The organism is Pseudarthrobacter sp. NPDC055928 (genome assembly GCF_042270935.1).
Lineage (GTDB): Bacteria > Actinomycetota > Actinomycetes > Actinomycetales > Micrococcaceae > Arthrobacter.
Genome location: NZ_JBHJZH010000001.1, coordinates 588,368 through 607,724, shown reverse-complemented (window position 1 = coordinate 607,724; position 19,357 = coordinate 588,368). Strand labels below are relative to the sequence as shown.

The following is a 19,357-nucleotide window of genomic DNA, read 5'->3' as shown; positions in this document are numbered from 1 at the left end:
CGGTCAGTTCCATTAAGACTGGGGCTGCTGCCGGAGATCCACCACGATTCCGGTAGCTGCATTCTCGCGGACGGCCTTGATGCCCTCGAGCAATGCTCCAACGTGCCTGAAATTCGGCGAAACCGCCACAATGTTGCCGTCAGCGTCGGTGAGACGGAGCCTGTAGGCCTCGTCACCCACGCGGTGTATTTCGAATCTGCCCGCCATGTGCCGGACCTCCCCTGGGTATGCATCTTTGCATGTGTTGCTTGACCCGCCTGCTTGAGCCCGTTAATTGACTGTAACGCGGCTCACATGGGGTCGGCCAACTACTCCCGGGTAGGTTACTTCGCTGGGCGCCCTGTGACGGTTCTATGGCCTGTGACTGGAGGAGGACGCCACCGGACCGCTAGGGTGCCGGAATCCTGCGGGGCGGCCTATTTGGCGTTGTCGTACGAGTCCACCACGGCCACGCTGACCGGGAACTCCACCGGGATGGACCCGAACAAAAGCTCCTTGGCGGCGCTGGCCGCGTCTTCAATTGCCGCGATGCACGCGTTGACCTGAGCTTCAGGCGCATGGACCATCACCTCGTCGTGCAGGAAGAACACCAGCTCCGCGTGTCCGAAACCTTCCGCGCGCATGGCTCGCAGCCGCCGTCGTAATTCCGCGAGCCAGCAGGCTGCCCAGTCCGCCGCCGATCCCTGCACCACGAAGTTCCGGGTGAACCGGCCGCGGGAGCGCGCGATCGATTCGGCGCTGCGCTGTTCCTCGGCCGTGCTGGATTGCTGGCTCTGAAACCACTGCCGTGACGGTGGCGGACTGCTGCGGCCCAGCCTGGTGGTGACCGTCCCGCCGGCTTCACCGTCCCGCGCCGCCTGTTCCACGAAGCCCACGGCGCGCGGGTAGGTCTTCGCCAGCTGGGGCATCAGCCGCCCGGATTCGCCCGTGGTGGCACCGTAGATGGCGCCGAGGAGGGCCACCTTGGCTTTTGCACGGTCACCGCCGAATCCTTGGGCGGCGATGCCGGCGTACAGGTCCTTGTCCCGCGCAGCCTCGGCCATTTTGGCATCCTGGGCCAGTGCGACCAGGACGCGGGGCTCCAGCTGGGAAGCATCCGCCACAATGAGCTTGTAGCCCGGATCGGCATGCACCGCGCCACGGATCTGCCGCGGAATCTGGAGCGCCCCGCCGCCGCGCGATGCCCAGCGGCCCGAGACAACCCCGCCCACTACGTACTCGGGCCGGAACCGCCCCTTGTCCACCCATGCGTCCAGCCAGGTCCAACCGTTAGCCGTGTGCAGGCGGGAGAGCTTCTTGTAGGCCAGCAGCGGTTCAATGGCGGGGTGGCTGGATTCCTTCAGCTCCCACTGCCGTGTGCTCTTGACTTCGATGCCGTTACGGTGCAGGGCACGCATCAGTTCCTGCGGCGAATCCGGATTCAGCCCGGGTGCGCTGAGCAGGCCCCGCAGCTCGGTGTTGAGGGCTTCGAGCTTGGCCGGACGGTGGCCGGATGGCGGGCGCGGCCCCAAGTAATCGGTGAGGATATTCTCGTGCAGGTCCTCCCGCCAAGGGACGCCGGCATGCTGCATTTCGGCGGCGATCATCGCGGCGGCGGATTCGGCAGCGAGGAGGAGCTGGAGCCGTTTGGGGCGGTTCTCGCCGGGGGTTGCGGCCGCCAGGGCTGCCTGCTGGGCGGCGTATTCGGCCCGGAGTTCTTCGGCTGTGTGCCTGGGCGCTGCGCCGTGGCCCAGGTCTTCGAACAACGCGCCCTGCTCTGCGGGCGGTGCGGGCGGCTGGAGGGCCCGGGGAGGCTGAGGGTCCTCATCCAGCGTGATTTTTTCGGCGTTTTGGGCGTAGCCCGTGTGCGCCGTGAACTCGGAACAGGCGAGGATGTTGCCACAAAGACTGAGGTCGTAACAGCGGTCCAGCTCGACGCCGGACGCCAACAGGGCGGGGTACCAGTCCTGGGTGCGGTGCCAGATCCAACGCGGCGGCGGACCGCCGTTCGGCCGGCTTTCGAGGTGGCGTACGACGGCGGCGAGCTCGGCCGTGCCGATCACGCGCGGTTCCGGGGTGTTGGGGTGAGGGTCTCCAGCCTGGGTGAGTTCCTGGAGGGCTGCGCCTTGGGGGTGGGCGGCGAGCAGCAGGTACATACGACAATTCTGCCCTGTCTCGGGGCTGCCCTTTTGCCGGGTGTCCTGTTACCGTCCGCGGTTGTCCTCCACAGGAGTCGGCCGCGCGCGTTTGTCCACATAGGGCCGATCACTGGTTACGGTTTTGCGCGCGGCCCATGAGAGTTGCCCTATGAGCAGGCATCAGCAAACACCGCCACCGTCAGGTTCGGCCACTGCCGTCACGGCCGCACGGCGCAAGGCAGCGGGGGAGCGGGCTGGGCCGGACGGCCACGCGGCCCCTGCCCGCGGCCCCGATCCGGGCGCATGGCTGCCGGAGGAGGCTGCGGAGGTTCTGCTCGTGACTGGATTCGACTTTCTGCAAGGTGAGGTAGAGCGCATCGTCGCGGCTGCAGGCGCCCGGCTGAGGGTGGTGGCCGGTGTCGTAGAGGCGGCCAGGTACTGGGATTCCTCCTCTGCCGTACTCGTCGGCAGCGATGTCCGCGAACTGCCGCCCAGGCGCCGGGCTCCCGCCGTGTTGGTGGGCCTTAACGGGGAAGGCGACAGCCTGTGGCACCTGGCGGCGGCCCTCGGCGCGGAACGTGTAGCCGTCCTGCCCGATGCCGCGGCTTGGCTGGCCGAGTACCTCAGCAGGTCGCGTTCGCCGCAGGCCGGAGGCCTGGTGCTCGGCGTCACCGGCGGATGCGGCGGGGCGGGGGCAACCACAGCAGCCATCTGGATCGCCCAGGCGGCCGCCGGAATGGGCGTTCGCGTGCTTCTGGTGGACGGTGACCCGTGGGGCGGCGGCCTTGAGCTGGCACTGGCCGCCGAGGAACTGCCGGGACTCCGCTGGCCGGACTTGTCCGAGGCAAGCGGCAGCATCGATCCGGGTCAGCTGGCGGATTCCCTCCCCGTAACAGGTGGTTTCTCCTTCCTGTCCTGGCCCGGGAGCCGGGACCGTCCCGCGCCTGTGGACGCCGCAGCCACCGGCGGAGTTCTCGATGCCGCCCGGCGCGGCTACGAGCTGGTGGTGGTGGACATCGGCCGCGGCGCCGAGCCGTTGCACACCTTCGCCTGGGACTGCGACCGGATCCTGGTGGTGCTCCCTGCCCAGCTGAAGGCTGCGGTGGCTTCAGCCCGCCTGCTTCAGGAGCTTCCGCCCGTGGAGGCTGCCCTCCTGGTCCGCGGAAAGCCCGGCGCGGCCCTGGACAGTGCACTGATCTCCGATGCCGTCGGGCTGCCCGTCCACGGCCGGGTCCCTGACCTCCGTGGCGTCACGGGCGCATCAGAGAGCGGACGCCTCCTTGAGCTGGGCAAACGCCGCAGCGTGAGGCACTTTGCTGCCGCTGTCCTGGACCTGCTCGACGGCGAACTCGCAGCAGGCGGTTTGGCGTGAGCGGGCCGTCCTCCTTTTCTGCTGCGTCCGCTGGGTCCAGAGCATCCGCCGCAGCACCGGCGGGCGCCCGGCGCCAGGCACGCGTCCGTGATTCACGGGCCGGCGGCTCCCGGGGACTGGACTCAGGCCTTCTGGAGTCGGTCCGCGAATCAGTGATGGCGGAGTCGGGGCCGTTGACGGCTTCGCGGGTGGCCGCAGCTGTCCAGGCCACCGGGAAAATGCTGGGAACGGCAGGCGCCCTCGCCGCCGCGGAACGGATCAGCGCCGAGCTCAACGGCCTGGGCCCGCTTCAGGAGCTCACCCGGGATCCGGCAGTGACGGATATTTTCGTCAACGCACCCGACTCCGTGTGGCTGGACCGGGGAAACGGGCTGGAACGCTCTGCTGTGGCCTTCGCCAGTGAGGGCCAGGTGCGGGCATTGGCGTCCAGGCTGGTCGCGGCCGGTGGGCGGCGCCTTGACGACGGCTCGCCCTGTGTGGACGTCAGGCTCGACGGCGGCTACCGCGTCCACGCGGTCCTCCCGCCGATCTCCACAGCGGGCACCCTGTTGAGCGTCCGCATCCGGCGGGAGCAGGTGTTCACCATGGACGAGTTGCGGTCCGGTGGCATGTTCGACGAGACCGTCCAGGAAGTACTGGAACGCGTGGTGGAGCACCGGCTGAGCTTCCTCATCAGCGGCGCCACCGGCTCAGGCAAGACCACGCTGCTGTCCACAATGCTCGGCCTGTGCTCCCCACACGAGCGCATGGTCCTGATCGAGGACGCCTCAGAGCTGAACCCCGTACACCCTCACATTGTTTCCCTGGAGTCCCGACACGGAAACCTCGAAGGCGGCGGGGAAGTGGACCTGGGCGAGCTGGTCCGCCAGGCGCTACGGATGCGGCCCGACAGGCTGGTGGTGGGCGAATGCCGCGGCGCCGAAGTGCGGGAACTGCTGACGGCGATGAACACCGGCCACTCCGGTGGCGGTGGAACAATTCACGCGAACACAGCTACAGCCGTCCCTGCCCGCCTGACTGCACTGGGGGCGCTGGCCGGGCTGGGGCAGGATGCGGTACGGCTTCAGGCATCCAGCGCCCTCGACGTTGTCATCCACGTGGACAGGCCGCCCCGGGGCCGTCGGGTGGCGTGCATCGGCCTGATGGCAGAGAACCAGGGCGTCCTAGCCGTCCTTCCCGCCCTGGAGATACGTCGCGGAGAAGCCACTCCGGGCCCGGCGTGGCGCCTGTTGGCCAGCCGGCTAGGGCTGGATGAACCCCTCACCGGAACCCCGGCGTGACTGCCCTCCTTGCCGGCTGCCTCTTCCTGGCTGTGTGGCTGTTCCTGCGGCCGGCCCGGACTGCAGCAGCCCGGTTCCACCGTGCCGTAGGCCGCGCATCCGGCGGGGCTGCGAGTGGCGCAGTTGTGTTCAGTCTCCGCAGCCGTGGAAGGTCAGCAAGCGATTTTTACGCCGGCCGCGGTGCGCTGGCAGGGCTCATGCGTCGGAAAAGCAAGACGCCGGGCAGTATCTCGTTGACCCTTCTGGTTCAACAGTTGGCGGCGCTGCTCACAGGCGGCAGGGTCCCGGCGCGGCTCTGGGACGAGCTGTGGTCCCTGTACTCGGCGCAGTCGGATCCTGCCAGTCTTGGTGGCAATGAAGCGGGTGCTTGTCCGGGCCCCGGCCTCAACCCATGCTCCGTTGCCGTGCTCGGTACGGCACGCGCAGCCGCCTTGCGCGGCGCGCCCGTGTCAGACGCCATCAGGAGTGCTGTCCCCGTGGCCTTTGGGCGCGCAGGAGGCAGGGAGCCACAAATTTGGGTCCAGCTCGCCGCATGCTTTGACATGGCTGAGGCCAGTGGTTGCCCGCTCGCTGACGTGCTGACGCGGTTTGCCGCCCAGCTGGAGGTTGAGGACGACGCCGAAGCGGCCCGCCAGACGGCCCTGGCCGGTCCCAAGGCAACGGTGAGCCTGTTGACCTGGCTTCCACTGATGGGACTTGGGCTGGGCATCGCCTTGGGAGTGGACCCGGTGGCCATTCTGGTAGGGACACCTCTGGGCCTGGCCTCCTTGGCGGCCGGACTGGTCCTTACCGTCACCGGCCGGATCTGGTCCGCCAGGCTGGTCCGGGCGGCCGCCGGAGCGGGCGTGTCATGACCGATTTTTTGCCGGCCGCTGTGGTGCTGGGATGCCTGGCCGTCGCGGCGGTCCTTGCATTCGCCGGGCCGGGGCGTGCTGGGAAACGGCTCAGGAGCCTCGGCCCGGTGGCTGGAGCGGGACCGCGCCCGGCGGCTTTGGACGGACGGGGAAGTGAACGCATCGAGAACGGCGGTAATTCGGGTGGAATGACGGGAGGCGGCAGGCCCCGGGAAGGCTCCTTCAGCTCCGTTGGCAGCAGCGATGGCTTGCGGGATACTGCCATGATGCTGGAACTGGTGGCCGCCATGCTTGGCGCGGGCTCCGGAGTGGGACGTTCACTGGAACTCGTCGCCGCAGCAGCTTCCCCGGCGTACCGCCTTTCACTACAGCCTGTCGTCTCCGCACTGGCCATTGGGGCGGACTGGGGAACGGCCTGGCGCAGTTCGCAAGCCCACCTGCCGGAGATCCTGGAAATGCGGGATGCACTGGGATTCGCCGCACTGACAGGCGCTCCGTCCTCGGCCATCCTCTATGCCCAGGCGGCAAGGATCCGGCGTGAGCGCTTCCGCGCCGCAGAGAAACGCGCGGCGTCGCTCGGCGTGAAGCTGGTCATTCCCCTCGGCCTGTGCTCCCTGCCCGCTTTCATCTGCCTTGGAGTTGTTCCAGTCCTCCTCGCACTGGTGCCCTCCTGACCGCTCAGCCTTCCCGCCGTCGCACCCTCCTGCCCCGACCAGGGCTTCGTCCTATCCCGCCGGACGATCGTCTTTTTGAACCGTCACTCATTGTGCTCCCGGCCTGGTGGCGGCATGTCGGAACCTTTCCTCCACAACAGGGACATTCTCTTGCTTATCCACTTAGGGCAGCCGGTCCCTTACCGGCGCCGTCCCGGCCCGGAAGAGTCGGAAGTGCCGGCAACCGGGCCGGACAACCTGAAGGGAAAAACACCATGTTGATGAACCAAAGCTCTGCCGTTGATGCCACGGAACACAGGGTCTCGGCCGACGAAATCACTGTCGAGGCGGGGACCGCGGCACAGGAGCCGGGTACCGGGGCCGAAGTGACCAGCAACGTCGTTGAGCTTTTCCCGGGTGCCGGGAGGGGCAGGGGATACCGCCGCGGCCGCATGCGCCACCTCGGATCGGACGCGGGCATGGCTACCGCCGAGTACGCCATCGCCACACTCGCAGCCGTGGGATTCGCCGGTCTGCTGGTGTTCATCCTGCGGAGTGACGAAGTGCGGGGCTTCTTGCTGAACCTTATCCGTACGGCGCTGGCCTTGCCATGACCGGCGTGCGGCCCCGGTTCCGGCCCGATCCTTCGTTCGGCTGCTGCCTCCCTGGCCCGGCGGACTCCCGGGGTGCAGTGACTGCGGAATTTGCCGTAGCGCTCCCGGCTGTGCTGCTGCTCTTGGCGCTCCTACTGGCGGGTGCAGCCGCGGGGGCCACCCAACTGCGGCTTGAAGAGGCAGCGCTTGCCGGCGCCAGGGCACTCGCCCGCGGCGAAAGTCCGGCAGCGGCCGAAGCGATCGTGAGGCGGCTGGCCGGGGCTTCGGCCACAGCGGCCATTGTTGCCGACGGCGAATGGGTCAGCGTCACCGTCGCCGACAGAGTGGCTGGACCGCTGGGATCAATGGTGCCGTGGACATTAACTGCCGGTGCTTCGGCTCGGAACGAAACGACTGGCTCCCGTGGGTCGGATACGCCTGGTCCGGCTGCAAGGGGCGGGACTATTCGGGAGGCGATTGCGGGAGGGTCGACTTCACGGGACGTGATCGCATCTGGGCCGCCGCTTACGGGGGATGTGATCTCAGGAGGGTCGACTTTACGGGAGGCGATCGCACTTGGGCGGCCTGCAGGGGAGGCGATCACACTTGGGCGGCCTGCAGGGGAGGCGATCGCACTTGGGCGGCCTGCAGGGGAGGCGATCGCACCAGGGCCGCCTCCACGGGCCCCTGACAGGCCAAGGCCCCTCTGGCACAAGCCGCGTTGGTTGGCGGATATGGCATGAGCAGGAGCTTCCTGGACCAGCCTGAGCGCGGATCCGGAACGGTCCTGGCAGCCGGGCTGGCGCTGGTAGTGATCATGGCCATGGCATTGGCGCTATTGCTGGCCCAGTCCGCGGTGATGGCCAGCAGGGCCGCAGCAGCGGCGGACCTTGCCGCTTTGGCCGCGGCCGACGCCCTCCGCGGCCTCATGGTGGGGGAGCCGTGCGTAGTGGCCGAGCAAGTGGCCAGCCGGAACGCCGCCAGAGTGGTCAGCTGCAGCGAAGGCGCAGGCCAGACCATCGAAGTGAGGACCGAACTCATCGCAAGGACCATGCTCGGGACGGCCACCGGCCGCGCGAGGGCGGGGCCGCCGCCCTAGAACTGCCGGGAGGACCCAACGCTTGGAGTACTCACAGCCCCGAAAGCTCACGATCCCGAAAGCTCACAACCCCGAAAGCTCACAACCCCGAAAGCTCACGCCCCGAAAGCTCACGCCCTTGAGAGCCCGGCGGTTGGGCGCTCCACGGCGAAGGGCTCCGGCGAGAAGGGCTACACGGGGAGGGAAAGCGACTCGCTGGCGTCCTTGAGCAGGACATCGATGAGAGTGATTGCAGCCGTCTTGTCCAGCGGATTATTCTTGTTCCCGCATTTGGGAGACTGCACGCACGACGGGCAGCCGGCCTCGCATTCGCAGGCTTCGATGGCGTCCCGGGTAGCGGCGAGCCACACCTTGGCCTTGTCGAAGCCGCGTTCGGCGAACCCTGCACCGCCGGGGTGCCCGTCATACACAAAAATGGTGGGCACGCCGGTGTCGGCGTGGATGGCAGTGGAAACCCCGCCGATATCCCAGCGGTCGCTGGAAGCCACCAGCGGCAGGAGCCCGATGGCGGCGTGTTCGGCAGCGTGAAGGGCGCCAGGGAACTGCGCCTCGATGAGCCCGGCACCGGTCAGGGACCGGTTGTCCACAACGAACCAGACGGCCTTGGTGAACAGGTCCCGGGCTCCCAGCTCCAGGGGCTCCTCACCCAGGATTTCATTCGAGATCAGTGCTTTCCGCTGGAAGGAGACCACCTGCGTTGTCACTTTCACATCGCCGAAGTGCACGGCCACGTCGCCCCATTGAGCCGTGCGCAGCGTCTCCAGCACTTCGATTTGGGTCACGTCACGGGCGGTTGTGTAGTAATCGGGATTTGCCCGCCGGACAATCACGCAGTGCTCATCCTCGTTCAGGTCCTCCACCACGTAACTGTCACCCTGATGGACGTACACGGCCCCGGTGTGTGCTTGGTAGTGCGTTTGCGGGGAGTCCATCGTTCCCAGAAGGGAGCCGGTGTCCGCGTCGACAATGCTAACTGGGCCGCCACCATCGGCTCGGAGGTTCACCATGGCGGCGGCGCTTTGCGAGTGCGTCCAGAACCAGCCTGCGGGCCGGCGCCGCAGGTAGCCCTGGGTCACTAGCTGACCCAGCAGTTTCTCCGCCGTGCCGCCGAAGAGGCCTAGCTCGGACACACCCAGTGGCAGCTCCGCCGCCGCAGCGCACAGGTGCGGCCCCAACACGTAAGGATTGGAAGGATCGAAAACCGTGGCTTCAACCGAAACATCAAAAATTGCCTCGGGATGGTTCACCAGGTAGGTGTCCAGCGGGTCGTCGCTTGCCACAAAAGCGGCAATGGCGTCCTGGCCCGCGCGGCCAGCCCGGCCGATCTGCTGGAACAGGGAGGCCCTGGTGCCCGGCCAGCCCGCCACCAGCACCGCATCCAGTCCCGAAATGTCGATCCCGAGCTCCAGCGCGGAGGTGCTCGAGACTCCCAGGAGTTCTCCGGACCGGAGGGCCTTCTCCAGGGCACGCCGTTCTTCGGGCAGGTAGCCGGAGCGGTACGCCGCCACACGCTGCGGCAGGCTGGGGTCCACCTCGTCCAGGAGGCGTTTCGTGATCGAGGAGATGGTCTCCGCACCACGCCGGGACTTGATGAAGGCGATGGTCCGGATCCGTGCCGAGACGAGGTTTGCCAGCAGGTCCGCCGTTTCGGCAACAGCGGTCCGGCGCTCCCTGGCGCCGTTCTCACCCTTGAGTTCCGTCAGCGCCGGCTCCCAGAATGCCACGGTGGTGGCGCCGTGCGGGGAACAGTCCTGGTCGACGGCTCGGACCGGGGCCCCGATCAACCGCCCAAAGGACGTCCCCGGCTCCGACGCGGTGGCGGAAGCGGCGATAAACACAGGCTCGGGCTGGGAGGTTCCAGCACCGTAGTACGCACAAACTCGGCGCAACCTCCGCATCAGGTTGGCCACGTGGGAGCCGAACACGCCCCGGTAACTGTGGGCTTCGTCGACGATCACGTACCGCAGCCGCCGGAAGAAGCTTGCCCACCAGGCATGGTTGGGCAGGATCCCGAAGTGGAGCATGTCCGGGTTCGCGAGAATCACGTTCGCATGGTCACGGATCCAGCGGCGGGACGCGGGGTCGGTGTCGCCGTCATAGGTTTCAGCCCTGACGGTGGGCAGCTTCAGGGAGCGGATGGCAGCCAATTGGTCGGCCGCCAGGGCCTTGGTGGGGGAGAGGTAGAGCGTCACGGCGCCGTCGTCGTGGATTTTTCCGGGCTCGGACAGGACCCGGAGTTCGGAGCGGTGGATGGCATCCAGTGCCGGCAGCTGGTACGCCAGCGATTTCCCGGAGGCTGTGCCGGTGGCTATAACAACGTGTTCGCCGCCATGGGCAAGGTCGGCGGCCTCAACCTGGTGCCGGTATGGTTCATGAATCCCCAAGGAGCCATAAGCTGCCACCAAGTCCTGATGAGCCCAGTCCGGCCACGGCGCATGGACAGCCTTCCGGGCAGGAATCGTACGGACATGACGCAGCTGTTCCGGGTCTGGGCCGCGGCCCAGTAAGGGAATCAGGGAGTCATGGGGGATCACCCACAACATTCTGTCACTCGGGGAAAAATTACCCGACCGACAAGTCAGCCCCTTCATTCGACCTGGACAGCATCAGGACCCGGCACACGTTGGACCAGCCCAAGTGCGAATACAGTTTCTGCCCGTCACGCGAGGCGAGCAGCAGGCCATTCTCCACGTCATGCTCGAACGCCTGCGCCGCCAGCGCCTTCATGATGAAGCTGCCCAGGCCGCGCCGCTGGAAGGCCGGTTCGGTCACGATCTTGTCGAAAACCGCGGTGTCGCCCACTACGAATACCCTGCCGCTGGCGGCGACCCTCTCACCGGAACGGACCACGGCGTGGTGCACCCGATCCAGTTCGGACGTTGACAGGGAGAGATCGTCATCTGAGAGCCAGGGATCCTCGGCGTCCTGGGTCTCCATGTCCACGATCATCATGGTTTGGGAGTCGGAGGTCACGTTCAGGCCGTGTTTTTGCGCCAGGTTTGTGTAGCGCGCGACGTCGTTCGTCAGGACGGTCAGGATCCTCGCCGGAGCTTCGACCGTCTTGGCCACCAAAGCCGCAAACTCATCGTCCGACGGATCGTGGGCGAAGTATTCCCAGTCCCCGGTGGTGTCTTTTCTCAGGGCCGCAGGAAACCTCCCTTCGGTGGCAGTCTGGTAGCCCCGGCAGCCGGCCCAGCCGGCAACCCAGACTTCAAGAAGGTGTGTGATGTCTTCAACCAAGGCGTCCGGACTCATGTGATGAGAGTATTCCAGCGCTGTCACAAGTAACAGGGGGTGCAGTACCCCGATATGACTTGCTTATGCAATTGTGATGAGACAACACTGACCGGATGCTGCCGGAAAATGACCACCCCACCTCGTCAAGGCTGCCACTGTCCGTGCTCGTGTGCATCGGCGCGACCATCGCAATTGTGGGGAGCGCCCGGTACTGGGAAGCAGCCACCGTCCTCAGCTACTGGGCCTGGCTTGCCTGCGGGATCATGCCGCTGGTCGCTGGCGCCCTTATCCACCGGAAACTGAAGCGGCCCGTGGACTTCCTGGGATCCCGCCAGGATCCGGAAGGCGTGGAACGGCCAGGACTGGGCGGACTGCTGGCGGCGCTGGCCCTCTTCCTGGTGCCGTATCTTGTGGGAGGCGGGGCCGCAGCCGTCGCAGCCAGCAGCGGCGCCCACACCTTCGCCGTCTCTGCGTCGGCAACCGCGGTGAGCTTCGGCGTCGTCGTTCTGTGTTACCGGGTGGCCGAAACCGCACTGAACAGGCGTGATGCCGCATTGGCAGCCCGGCAAGGCAACCCCTAAGCGCCGGAACGGCCTGGCGCGGTGAAGCCAGTACCCTTAAATACGTGGCTTTGAACCGAATTGTGCTCTTTTATGGCTTTACCCCGCTCGCTGATCCGGACGCAGTGCGGCTCTGGCAGCGCGCCCTCTGCGAGAAGCTGGGGCTGACCGGACGCATCCTGATCTCCAAAGACGGCATCAACGCCACCGTGGGTGGCGAGATCGGCGCGGTCAAGCAGTATGTGAAGACCACCCGCGAGTACAAAGGCTTCCACGACATCGACGTTAAGTGGTCCGACGGCGGTGCGGACGATTTCCCCCGCCTGAGCGTGAAGGTCAGGGACGAGATCGTCTCCTTCGGCGCCCCCGGCGAGCTAAAAGTGGATGAAAAGGGCGTGGTGGGCGGCGGCACCCACCTAAAGCCGGAGGAACTGCACGAACTTGTCGAAGCCAGGAAGCAGGCAGGGGACGACGTCGTGTTCTTCGATGGCCGGAACGCCTTCGAAGCCCAGATTGGCCGTTTCAAGGACGCGATTGTTCCTGACGTAGCAACCACCCACGACTTCATCAAGGAACTCGACTCCGGCAAGTATGACGAACTTAAGGACAAGCCAGTGGTCACTTACTGCACCGGCGGCATCCGGTGCGAGGTGCTCTCCAGCCTGATGGTGAACCGCGGCTTCAAAGAGGTGTACCAGCTCGACGGCGGCATCGTCCGCTATGGCGAAACGTTCAAGGACCAGGGCCTCTGGGAAGGCTCGCTTTACGTCTTCGACAAGCGCATGCACCTGGAGTTCAGCGAGGACGCCAAGACCATCGGTGAATGCGTCCGCTGCGCCGCCCCCACCAGCAAGTTCGAGAACTGCTCCAACCCGAGCTGCCGCACACTGACCCTGTATTGCGCCGAATGTGCCGCCAGCCCGGAGACGCTCCGCTGCCCCGAGGGCTGCACTGCCTGAAACTCACTGCCTGAAGCTGCACTGCCTGAAGCTGCACCGCCCGAACATGCTCAGCCCGGAGCGCCAAGCCGGGTCAGCCGATACGCATAGTTGGCCAGTGACCTGGGCTCGACCCGGAAACTGAGGGCTGAATCCTTGGACAGGTAGATCACGTTCTCCCGGGTGGAACCGCAGCGCAGGCTGAGCTCCACCAGGGTGAACTCGTCGCTGCGGACGGTAAAGGTAACCCGCCGTTGGCTCCGGCACACCAATGCCAGGGCATACGTTCCGGCAGGCAGCCCGGCCGCAGTATCGGACTTGATTTCGCCTCCGGTGAGGATGCCGAAATCCGTGTGGACTACCGGCCGCTCGGTGTAGGGAAGTTCCTCCTCCACCCAGTCCTCCAGTTCGGCTTCGGTGACCGGTTCATTGCGCAGCGGATCCCTTGGGAAGCTCTGGTCCGTGATGGCCGGAGCGGGGACGGAATCGGGCGGCCGCCAGCCTTCGTCGTAGGTGTATTCGCAGCCGGTCAGTGAAGCGGCCGCCATCAGAGCGGCTGAAGCCCACAGCACGACGGCGGCCCTCGCCCGGGTGCGCAGTGGCGCCTTCCGGGGCGGGTTGGGGCCCGGAAGAGATTCCGCATTTTGGCGAGGCAGCGCCCCCTGCATCGCGGGCATACTCTGACTCTAGGCCCAGCCCAACCGGTAAGCCAGAGGCCCCATCGGGCCAAACCGGGACAAGCTGCGGCGGCGGTGCCCAGCCGGGTCCTGGACGTCAGTTCCGCGGCACGCCTGGGGACAGTTTACGTTCCAGGGGAGCCTCCAATCGGGCGGCGCCGCCAACGAGGCCGTCGCCAATCGGCTCAAGTGCCGCCGAAACCTCGCCGGCCTGGAGCTGAACCACGGCGTTGTAGGGCGTTCCGCATTCCAGGGTCTGCGTGAGGAGCACCGCCCCGTCCTGGCGGATGGTAAGTGTAGCCCCCGGCCCTTCCACACAGGCGGCGTGGACCGGGTAATTGCCAGCGTCCGGCACAAGGCCCATGCTGCTGATGCCGGATCCTCCCCGCATCCCACCTGCAAAGCCAAAGAAATGCGTGTCTGGTTGGGGACCCATGAGGGCATCAACTTCCGCCATCAGCTCCGACTGGCGTGCGGCTTCCTCCTCGCTGATGCCTGTCAGCGGAGGAACGGACGGCGCCGCAGATGAGCTGGCCTCCGGCAGGGGGTCAGTACCGGCGTACTCGCACCCGCCCAGCATGGCCATGGCCAACAGCGCTCCCATGGCCACGTTGACGCCCCGCAGGGCGGGCCCTTGCGCCTTACCTCGCCGCAACGTGGATCTGTTACCAACGGACGTTCCCCCAAGAAGTGCCATGGCCCGAGCCTACTGATGCACGCGGCCGCCGCAAGTCACACGGACGCCAGCTCCCCAAAACTAGCCGGCGGACACCAGCTGGTAGGCGTAGAGCAGAGGTGCGTCAACGCTTGAGGCGCTCAGTTCCAACGGACCGTCTTGGGCAAGGGTGAGCTTCACGGACTCCCGCGTGCCGTAACAGGCCGCTCCGAGGTCGGCCAGTTCCTTGCCCCCGGACCGCACCGCGAGGAAGGCCTTGCCGCCGCCCTCGCAGACCAGCGTCAGGGTGTAACTGCCGGCAGGAACTTTCTCGGTACGGTCCACCGGCTGGGCGTTGAGGATCTTTCCGGCCTCCTCAGCCACAACGCGGCTGGCCGACGGGAGGGCAGTGGCCTTCCAGGCCGGCACATCCGCGTTCTCCACCGAAAGCTGCTGAGCGCAGCCGGAAGCGCCCAGCACGACGGCGGCGGCGGCCGCGGAAAGGGCACGCGGAAAGGATGGAGGAAGAACAGCCATACCTCCAACTTACCCGGCGGGCCGAGGCCATCCTTACCCCGCAATCAGTTCCAGGACCTCGCCGCGGTGCAACGCCAGGTAGACCCTGTCCCGCAGCACGTTGGCCTCCCGGTCAGTCAGCGTCCGGTCCAGTGGCTGCAGCACCAGCCGCAGCAGTACGTTGACTTGCCCGGCACCCATCCTGAGGCGTTCAACGGCGGCCGGCGGCAGCTCCGCCGTCGTGGTCACCGCCACCACCTCCAGGGCCGCCAGGACGTCGGCGTCTGACCCCAGGGCGGTACGGGCGAGGTCGCCCAGGAGTTCGACGTCGGCATCGGCTCCGGAGTCCAGCACCAGGGAGAGGTCGCGCCGGATTTCGGGCAGGGCAGAGACGGGACGGTACGGAGATAGGTCCAGCATTTGAGACTGGACCTCCGGCTCCCCGGACCGCAGCAGCCGGATGTCCGTGATCCCCTTCCGCAGCATCAGCGCCCGGTCCAGCCCCATGCCCAGGGCCAGGCCTGCCCAGCGCCGTGGGTCCAGGCCGGAACCGCGGAGCACCGGAGCGGCCACCAGCCCGCACTCCGCGAGTTCGAGCCATTCCCGGCGGCCATCGGGCTGGGTCACGAGCACGTCCAGCTGCCGGCCCGCCGCCGTATAGCTGTGCCTTGCAGGCGTGGCGCGCCACTGCACGTCAGGGTGCAGGGGCGCCGGAAGGACCGCCTCCACCACTGCGGCCATCATCGCCTCGAGGTCTGAAGTCCCCAGTAGCCCGCGCGCCTTGAGCCGCCACAGGTCCAGTTGGTGCGGGGCGCCCACGTGCGTGCGGTCGATCGCATCACGGCGGTAGACGAGTCCGGGCAGGACGTGGAGTTCGTCGTAGTGCCCCAGCTCGCCCCGGAGCGAATCCAGCAGTGCCGGAATGCCCGCTGAAGTGTGGCTGCGGAGCATCACCGTAGGGCTGACGTGGCGGGAATAGCGCGAATTCCGGGTGACGTCGTCAGGCGGGTATCCCAGCCGGTCGTAATTGTCAGCGGTGGCCACGAGGGGGTTGAGCCGGTGGGTCCGGGACGGCACGGCCCACAGCCGCTCCAGCGCCGCGACGACGTCGGCCAGGAGCAGTTGCATGGCGTGCGGGCCGGCCGCGGGATCGGACAGGTCACGCAGGGAAAGGGCAGAGTTGAGTTGGGCCAGGGAAAGGTATTTCTTCATGTCGGGGGTCCTTGATGCATCAGATACGGGAGGGGGAGTTACACCCTCAGCCGCTGCGCCGGACGGACCCCGGCAGCGTCAGGCGCGCGATGGGAAGCCCGTGCGGCCAGTGAACGGCCGAGGGCTGATAAATCGCTGCTGCGTTTGCATGGGTCCATGATACGCCGCACGCCCAAAGCCCTTGACGTTGACGCTACGTCAACCTCTATCGTCAAAGTAATCAGCCACGGAGGCGCACGGAGGCGCACGGAGGCCCATGGAAGCCCACGGAAGTCACGGAAAGGAGGACGCCATGGACTGGTCCATCCAGGACATCGCCCGGATCGCCGGCACCACCAGCAGGACACTTCGGCACTATGACGACATCGGCCTGCTCAAGCCCAGCCGCACCGGGCACAACGGCTACCGCTACTACAACCAGGATGCGCTCGTGCAGCTCCAGCGCATCATGCTCCTGCGCGGACTGGGGCTGGGCCTTCCGGTCATCAGCCAAGTGCTCGACGACGAAGCAGACGCAGCCAAGGCGCTCACCGGGCACCTCGAATGGCTGAAGCAGGAACAGGACAGGCTGGCGCGGCAGATCGCGTCGGTCACCCAAACCCTCGAAGCAGTGAAAGGAGGTGGCGAAATCATGGCAGAAGACATGTTCAACGGTTTCGACCACACGCAGTACAAGGACGAAGTCGAAGAACGCTGGGGCAAGGATGCCTATGCCAAGGGGGACTCCTGGTGGCGCGGCATGAGTACCAGCGAGAAGGCCGCATGGAAGCAGCGCTCGCAGAAACTGGGCGAGGACTGGATTGCTGCCGCACAGGCCGGCGTAGCCCCGGACAGTACTGAGGCGCAGGCGATCGCGAAGCGGCACGTCGAATGGCTGACCGGTATCCCGGGCACCCCCGCGGCGGACGCCCGCGGCAAGGGAGAGGCGGGCAAGGACGACGTCAAGGCCTACGTCACCGGTCTCGGTGAGATGTACGTGGCCGACCCCCGGTTTGCGAAGAATTACGGCGGGACGGAGGGGGCCAGCTTCGTCCGTGACACGCTGAAGATCTACGCGGAGCGGAACCTGTAAACGTCAGCGTGGGGGCCCGCCAATAGACTTGACCGGTGACTGACTCCACCCTTTTCCTAGCCGGCAACACCCCCGACGCCCCGCGCAGCGACCTCCCCGGCCTGTTGACCACTCTCGCCGCGGATCTCCGCAGCGTGGGGTACACGCTCGACGGCGTGGCCGGGCTGATGGGCGAGTCGGCCTACCTCGCGCTGAACCGGGACCAGCTCATCCCGGCGCTGCTGGCGACCGAAACTGCCGCGCAAGGTGACCCCGCCGGTGGCGGATCAACAGACGCGGCCCTTGCCGCCGTCGTACGCCTTTGGCTGCTGGCGGAGCCGCAGACACGGGCAACGCTCGACGCCGCCCTGCCGGGAATCCGTGCCGAGGGCCTGGTGGAGCTGGGGCTGGCTGAGCCCGTGCCCGGCTCTGGCCAGTCCGGCTCTGGGGAGCCAGCTGCGGACGTGCTCCAGGCCAAGGCCGATCTGCGCCCGTACGGCTGGGAAGGCGCCGAGCTCTGGGTGGCCAGCGACCTCGCCGCGCACCAGCAGGCCGGCGTGCTGCGGCACGACCACGTACTGGGGATCGGGCAGGCCTCCACCACGTTGGTGCAGACCACCATCCGCCGCCAGGTCGCCAAGGCCCTGGACCTGGGAACTGGCTGCGGCATCCAGTCCTTCCACCTACTGCACCATGCCGAGCACGTCACGGCCACGGACATCTCAGAGCGGGCACTGGCCTTCACCCGCTTCAACCTGCTCCTGAATGCCGAGGCGCTGCGCCTGGACCCGGACCGGCTCGAGGACCGCGTCAGCCTGCGGCGGGGGTCGTTGCTGGAGCCGGTGGCCGGGGAGGAGTTCGAGTTGGTGGTGTCCAACCCGCCGTTTGTCATCACGCCCCGGACCCTCGGCGAGGACGCATCCGGACAGTTCACATACCGGGACGGCGGGCTGCCGGGCGACGACATTGTAGCCTCGCTCGTCAGGGCACTTCCCTCGGTCCTCGCCCCGGGCGGAACAGCCCAGCTTTTAGGCAATTGGGAAGTCCCGGCGGGCTCGCAGTGGCAGGAAAGGCCGCAAAGCTGGGCTGGTTCGGACGTGGACGCCTGGTTCATCCAGCGGGAGTTGGTGGCGCCGGAGCAGTATGCCGAAACCTGGCTGCAGGACGCTTCCGAATCCCGCGACCGGCAGCACTACCGGGACGCCTACGCCGCCTACCTTGCAGACTTCGCGTCGCGGAACGTGGCTGGCATCGGCTTCGGCATGGTCTGGCTGCGCCGGCCCCTCAACTCGGAACCGCAGTCCGCGGTCATCAGCCGGTTCGAGGAAATCACGTACCCCATCGAACAGCCCATCGGCCCCCACCTGGGCGCCGCCGTCGAACGGGCAGACTGGCTGGCCGCCAACAGCCTGGAGGACGCGCACTTGCTGGTCGCGGACGATGTCACTGAGGAACGCCACCAGCGCCCTGGAGCCGAGCACCCGGGCGTGATCCTGCTCCGCCAAGGCGCCGGGCTGCGCCGGACCAACCTGCTAAGCACGGAACTTGCCGGATTCGTGTCCGCGTGCGATGGCGACCTGACCGTGGGGCAGATCGCGGGCGCCTTGGAGGCCCTCCTGGGCGGCAGCCTGTCAGGAGAGGACGGGTTCGACGCCGGCGCGTTCCACAGTGGGCTGCTCGCCGATGTGGCGAACCTGGTGCGGGACGGCTTCCTGCTGCCCGCCTGACCTTCGCCTGGACGAGTGAAGTCATCGGCGCCGATATCAAAGGGTTCCTTCACAGCTGGAGGGCGCTGGATACACTGGAGCCGTGAATACGGAACCTGCAGGCCGCCGCGCCCGCCTGGAGAAAAAGGTGGAAATCACCGATCCAAGGGCTATCCGGGCCCTGGCCCATGCCGCCCGGCTGGAGGTCATTTCCGAGCTGTATTCCACCCAGGTCAGCCGGACGGCCACCGAACTGGCCGCGCAGACAGGCCTGACTCCCAGCGCCATGAGCTACCACCTGCGCGCCCTGCAGAAATGGGGCATCGTGGTCCCGGCGCCCACCGAGGGGGATGCCCGGGAACGGCGCTGGAAGGCTGCGGGCACAGACTTCGCCATCAACTCCGGCGGGGGAGCGGCCAGCCCGGTCGTTGACCTTGAGCTGGATGCGTTCCGCCGCCGCGCTGCCGCGTATGCCAGGACGCGGGATGAGCGCCGCCGCGCCGGCGCACCTGCCGAGGCCCCCACCGCCGTCGTGCTTGCCAGCGAACTGCTTTACCTCACCCGCGAGCAGCAGGCCGATCTGACCCGGCGCCTGTTCGCCCTGCTCGGTGAATATGAACTGGACGATCCACACCGGATCCCCGAAGGAGCCGAGCGGATGGCCGCTATGTGGTCGCTGATCCCGGACGACCGGACGGTAGCTCGGATCGCCCCTGAAGTTGCATCCGGACCTGCGGAAACGTAGGAAACCCGAGGCTCGGGACCGCACTTGGAGGGCGCACGTTTTTCACGCCGAATGCGCACGATTGTCCAAAATATGGTGAACTAGGCCAATAT

20 protein-coding genes are annotated in these 19,357 nt (G+C 67.0%); 12 read left to right on the top strand and 8 right to left on the bottom strand.

What is annotated here, in order from left to right; genetic code table 11:
- Positions 1-12: 12 nt before the first annotated feature.
- Together ACFC25_RS02905 and ACFC25_RS02900 are read right to left on the bottom strand one after the other, a co-directional pair.
- Positions 13-207, bottom strand: coding sequence for a DUF1508 domain-containing protein (locus tag ACFC25_RS02905; protein WP_337345980.1), 195 nt, complete (start codon positions 205-207; stop codon positions 13-15).
- A 209-nt stretch (positions 208-416) separates the two neighbouring features.
- The gene (locus ACFC25_RS02900) at positions 417-2,135 is read right to left on the bottom strand and encodes a bifunctional 3'-5' exonuclease/DNA polymerase (RefSeq protein ID WP_376043936.1); all 1,719 of its coding nucleotides are present in this window, start codon (positions 2,133-2,135) and stop codon (positions 417-419) included.
- A gap of 151 nt (positions 2,136-2,286) precedes the next feature.
- Here ACFC25_RS02900 and ssd point away from each other — a divergent pair, with 151 nt between their 5' ends.
- The 7 genes from ssd (at position 2,287) to ACFC25_RS02865 (ending at position 7,968) form a co-directional block, all read left to right on the top strand.
- Positions 2,287-3,489 carry a septum site-determining protein Ssd gene (ssd, locus tag ACFC25_RS02895; RefSeq protein WP_376043934.1) on the top strand — a complete coding sequence of 401 codons (1,203 nt, stop codon included), beginning with the start codon at positions 2,287-2,289 and terminating at the stop codon, positions 3,487-3,489.
- The gene (locus tag ACFC25_RS02890; RefSeq protein ID WP_376043932.1) at positions 3,486-4,769 is read left to right on the top strand and encodes a TadA family conjugal transfer-associated ATPase; all 1,284 of its coding nucleotides are present in this window, start codon (positions 3,486-3,488) and stop codon (positions 4,767-4,769) included. The genes ssd and ACFC25_RS02890 overlap by 4 nt, the downstream gene beginning before the upstream one ends.
- Complete coding sequence (locus ACFC25_RS02885; RefSeq protein WP_376043930.1) at positions 4,766-5,623, top strand: type II secretion system F family protein; 858 nt, start codon at positions 4,766-4,768, stop codon at positions 5,621-5,623. The genes ACFC25_RS02890 and ACFC25_RS02885 overlap by 4 nt, the downstream gene beginning before the upstream one ends.
- Entirely contained in the window at positions 5,620-6,297 is a 678-nt protein-coding gene (locus tag ACFC25_RS02880) for a type II secretion system F family protein (protein ID WP_376043928.1), read from the top strand. The genes ACFC25_RS02885 and ACFC25_RS02880 overlap by 4 nt, the downstream gene beginning before the upstream one ends.
- A 254-nt stretch (positions 6,298-6,551) precedes the next feature.
- Positions 6,552-6,890, top strand: a complete 339-nt coding sequence (locus ACFC25_RS02875) for a DUF4244 domain-containing protein (RefSeq protein ID WP_376043926.1) — start codon at positions 6,552-6,554, stop codon at positions 6,888-6,890.
- Complete coding sequence (locus tag ACFC25_RS02870; RefSeq protein WP_376043924.1) at positions 6,887-7,612, top strand: TadE family type IV pilus minor pilin; 726 nt, start codon at positions 6,887-6,889, stop codon at positions 7,610-7,612. Before ACFC25_RS02875 ends, ACFC25_RS02870 begins: the two co-directional genes overlap by 4 nt.
- Positions 7,609-7,968, top strand: a complete 360-nt coding sequence (locus ACFC25_RS02865) for an Rv3654c family TadE-like protein (protein ID WP_376043922.1) — start codon at positions 7,609-7,611, stop codon at positions 7,966-7,968. Before ACFC25_RS02870 ends, ACFC25_RS02865 begins: the two co-directional genes overlap by 4 nt.
- Before the next feature lie 170 nt (positions 7,969-8,138).
- Here the strand turns inward: ACFC25_RS02865 and ACFC25_RS02860 are convergent, their stop codons facing one another.
- Positions 8,139-10,502: a DEAD/DEAH box helicase gene (locus ACFC25_RS02860; protein WP_376043921.1), complete on the bottom strand. Its 2,364-nt coding sequence runs from the start codon at positions 10,500-10,502 to the stop codon at positions 8,139-8,141.
- 28 nt (positions 10,503-10,530) lie between these two features.
- Entirely contained in the window at positions 10,531-11,223 is a 693-nt protein-coding gene (locus tag ACFC25_RS02855; RefSeq protein WP_337351558.1) for a GNAT family N-acetyltransferase, read from the bottom strand.
- Positions 11,224-11,318: 95 nt separating this feature from the next.
- Between ACFC25_RS02855 and ACFC25_RS02850 the strand changes: the two genes are divergently transcribed.
- Both ACFC25_RS02850 and ACFC25_RS02845 read left to right on the top strand, forming a co-directional pair.
- Positions 11,319-11,786, top strand: coding sequence for a hypothetical protein (locus ACFC25_RS02850; protein WP_376043919.1), 468 nt, complete (start codon positions 11,319-11,321; stop codon positions 11,784-11,786).
- Positions 11,787-11,830: 44 nt separating this feature from the next.
- Positions 11,831-12,724 carry a rhodanese-related sulfurtransferase gene (locus tag ACFC25_RS02845; RefSeq protein WP_337345991.1) on the top strand — a complete coding sequence of 298 codons (894 nt, stop codon included), beginning with the start codon at positions 11,831-11,833 and terminating at the stop codon, positions 12,722-12,724.
- Positions 12,725-12,774: 50 nt separating this feature from the next.
- Here the strand turns inward: ACFC25_RS02845 and ACFC25_RS02840 are convergent, their stop codons facing one another.
- From ACFC25_RS02840 to ACFC25_RS02825, 4 genes are all read right to left on the bottom strand, one after another.
- Positions 12,775-13,380, bottom strand: coding sequence for a hypothetical protein (locus ACFC25_RS02840; RefSeq protein ID WP_376043917.1), 606 nt, complete (start codon positions 13,378-13,380; stop codon positions 12,775-12,777).
- A gap of 97 nt (positions 13,381-13,477) precedes the next feature.
- Positions 13,478-14,077 carry a hypothetical protein gene (locus ACFC25_RS02835; RefSeq protein ID WP_337345993.1) on the bottom strand — a complete coding sequence of 200 codons (600 nt, stop codon included), beginning with the start codon at positions 14,075-14,077 and terminating at the stop codon, positions 13,478-13,480.
- 60 nt (positions 14,078-14,137) lie between these two features.
- Positions 14,138-14,572, bottom strand: coding sequence for a hypothetical protein (locus ACFC25_RS02830; RefSeq protein ID WP_376043915.1), 435 nt, complete (start codon positions 14,570-14,572; stop codon positions 14,138-14,140).
- A gap of 33 nt (positions 14,573-14,605) precedes the next feature.
- Complete coding sequence (locus ACFC25_RS02825) at positions 14,606-15,763, bottom strand: hypothetical protein (protein ID WP_376043914.1); 1,158 nt, start codon at positions 15,761-15,763, stop codon at positions 14,606-14,608.
- 292 nt (positions 15,764-16,055) lie between these two features.
- Here ACFC25_RS02825 and ACFC25_RS02820 point away from each other — a divergent pair, with 292 nt between their 5' ends.
- The 3 genes from ACFC25_RS02820 (at position 16,056) to ACFC25_RS02810 (ending at position 19,265) form a co-directional block, all read left to right on the top strand.
- On the top strand, positions 16,056-16,835 hold the full coding sequence (locus ACFC25_RS02820; RefSeq protein WP_376043913.1) for a MerR family transcriptional regulator: 780 nt from the start codon (positions 16,056-16,058) through the stop codon (positions 16,833-16,835).
- Between the two features lie 35 nt (positions 16,836-16,870).
- A complete protein-coding gene (locus ACFC25_RS02815; protein ID WP_376043911.1) occupies positions 16,871-18,541 on the top strand; it encodes a methyltransferase in 1,671 nt (556 codons plus the stop codon).
- Positions 18,542-18,623: 82 nt separating this feature from the next.
- Positions 18,624-19,265: an ArsR/SmtB family transcription factor gene (locus ACFC25_RS02810; protein WP_376043909.1), complete on the top strand. Its 642-nt coding sequence runs from the start codon at positions 18,624-18,626 to the stop codon at positions 19,263-19,265.
- Positions 19,266-19,357: the final 92 nt, after the last annotated feature.